Here is a 659-nt window from a genome sequence, read left to right as displayed (position 1 = left end):
CCCCCCCCCCCCCCCCCCCCCCCCCCCCCCCCCCCCCCCCACACCCCCCCCCCGCCCCCGCGCCGCCCGCCCCCGCCCCCCCCCCCCCCCCCCCCCCCCCGCTTCTCTGTGTCGAGTGTGCGCCCGAGAACGCCCACTGGGCGCCCGAGACCGTTGAGCGGGCGCGCAGCTACGCCGCGGAGGTCACGCGGTAGACGTCGTAGACGCCCTCGACGTTGCGCACGACGTTCAGAACGTGGCCGAGGTGTTTGGGGTCGCCATCCAGGTGGAGGCCCTCGACCGTCACCGGCTGCTGTCGGACGTGACCAAGGTACTCGCCGACGAAAAGGTGAACATCCTCTCGGCGTCGGTGACCACGAGCCGCGACCGCGTCGCGGTCAGCAAGTTCACCTTCGAGATGGGCGACCCCAAACACCTCGGCCACGTTCTGAACGTCGTGCGCAACGTCGAGGGCGTCTACGACGTCTACCGCGTGACCTCCGCGGCGTAGCTGCGCGCCCGCTCAACGGTCTCGGGCGCCCAGTGGGCGTTCTCGGGCGCACACTCGACACAGAGAAGCGGGGGGGGGGGGGGGGGGGGGGGGGGGGGGGGGGGGGGGGGGGGGGGGGGGGGGGGGTGTGGGGGGGGGGGGGGGGGGGGGGGGGGGGGGGGGGGGGGGG

1 pseudogene is annotated in these 659 nt (G+C 76.5%); it reads left to right on the top strand.

What is annotated here, in order from left to right:
- Positions 1-244 precede the first annotated feature (244 nt).
- Positions 245-490: pseudogene (locus A5777_RS15415) on the top strand (ACT domain-containing protein); the annotation flags it as partial.
- Positions 491-659: the final 169 nt, after the last annotated feature.

This window comes from Gordonia sp. 852002-10350_SCH5691597 (assembly GCF_001665715.1).
GTDB lineage: Bacteria > Actinomycetota > Actinomycetes > Mycobacteriales > Mycobacteriaceae > Gordonia > Gordonia sputi.
Note: the sequence above shows the minus strand (reverse complement) of the source record. Positions and strands in the feature narration are given on the sequence as shown.